This is a genomic window from Holdemanella biformis DSM 3989 (assembly GCF_000156655.1).
Lineage (GTDB): Bacteria > Bacillota_I > Bacilli_A > Erysipelotrichales > Erysipelotrichaceae > Holdemanella > Holdemanella biformis.
The window spans coordinates 1-1,800 of sequence record NZ_DS996860.1 but is presented as its reverse complement, the minus strand read 5'-3'; the positions used below and the strand labels follow the sequence as shown (position 1 = coordinate 1,800).

1 protein-coding gene is annotated in these 1,800 nt (G+C 33.9%); it reads right to left on the bottom strand.

What is annotated here, in order from left to right:
• Positions 1-127: 127 nt before the first annotated feature.
• Complete coding sequence (locus EUBIFOR_RS11870) at positions 128-1,342, bottom strand: IS110 family RNA-guided transposase (protein ID WP_003866317.1); 1,215 nt, start codon at positions 1,340-1,342, stop codon at positions 128-130.
• Positions 1,343-1,800 lie beyond the last annotated feature (458 nt).

The following is a 1,800-nucleotide window of genomic DNA, read 5'->3' as shown; positions in this document are numbered from 1 at the left end:
TTGGATAATAGAAATCAAGTAAAAATTAAAAAAATATCAATGATTTTTCATGGTTTTTATTGCACGCTGAAAATCCCTGAAGAAAAAGCGCTTTTTTTCAGGGTGGTTTAGGCGTATAATCTTGTTGTTATTTGTTGTACTGGTATAACTCACCAGTTTTGCACATGCTATAAATTATTCGGACTAATTTACTGGCACATGCAGTCTTTGCAGCTTTCGAACACATCGGGTTTGATTGCTGCTTTTTCTTTATATAGAAATCTTTAATACTATTATCATCTCTTTTAAGCCTTATAGAACACGTTACAGCCAGATATAATAAACACCTTAATCGTTTATTGCCTTTTTTAGTAATGTGCATATGATCCCCATCATTTTGTCCACTTTCGCTAATTCTTGGATCCAGTCCGGCAAAAGCTACTAACTCATTCTTCTTTTTAAATCTTGTCATATCACCTAGTTCTGCAATAATGCGTGCAGCTAGGTTATCTCCAATACCTGGTATGGATTTGATTATATTAAAGTCAGGTAGTTCCTGTGCAAGCTTGATCATTTCACCAATTGTTCTTTCAGCCTCTGCCATATCTTCATTTAATTTCTTGATGAATCTCTGAAGGATTAATACTTCAATATCATCCTTATCACATCCTGAATAGATGGTTTTAGAGTACTCTATGGCCTTGTCAGCCATTGTATCACTCACTGCCTGACGATGACATGTTTTGTTTTGAATCACTTTAGATACTGTGTTAATCTTCTTTTTCTGAAGTATTTCTGGATGTGGATATTTTTCAATGATAGCTAAAGCGACAGGACCATACAGATCATCATACAGCGTATCATAGCCTGGAAATACGATATCCAGCTGTGCTCTGAATGCAACCTTATCTTTTCTTATATGAACTAATATATCCTCATAATAGCGTGATAATTCCCTTAGTTCGTGATATATCGTTTCTTGTTTATGGCTGTTATGAAGACTATGGCTGTAATATGTTTTAGCGATTGATTTGGGATCAAGCTTATCTGTTTTTGGACTTCTTAGTGAATCATTCTTTCTTGTTTTAGCTGATAATAGTGGATTGATAATAAACTGCTTAATATTGTTGTCTTCAAGCACTTTCTTAAGGACACGATGGTAAACTCCTGTTGCCTCATAAACAACACATACTTCTGTTTCTAGCTTCTTTTCCATCTCCCTGACAAGATTCACTATCTCATCAAATCCTTCTTTGTTGTGCTTTATTGAACGTGAACCTGTATACTTCACATTCAAATCCTTGAATGCCTGGTAATCTGATTTACCCTTAGAGACATCAATGGATACTATTGGACCTTTCATAGATCATACCTTCTTTCCTTGAATATTCGAAAGCATAACTTCCCGATTTATGACTATCTATTTTCGTCTTACATGCAGGCTCTATCAATAAATCAAAAGGCCTATTTGGATATAAACTGACTCATGTCATAAAAGGAAGCAGAGAACTTTTTTTGACGAAATCACAACAGTGTTTCCAAGAACCGCTCTCTCTGCTTTCTTAAGTCTATTATAGTGTATGCCTACAAAATAAAAGACTAGAAGTTAAATTTAAGTATCCTCTAGTCAGTATGTTTATTTAGTGAAGAGAAGAACGATACATTAATAGTCATAGCTATCAATCGTTGTTTACGAGCTTACCTTATGGATGTCTCAAGTTATAATGATTAACTTCTCTTCAGTGATATGATATCACTTCTAAATAAAATAAAAAACTAGAATTATTACCTGAATAACTTCTAGTTCTATAATACGAAAAG

What these genes read in the sequence shown, in the direction of transcription:
- EUBIFOR_RS11870 (WP_003866317.1), bottom strand. Translation starts at nt 1,342, where the DNA reads ATGAAAGGTCCAATAGTATCCATTGATGTCTCTAAGGGTAAATCAGAT.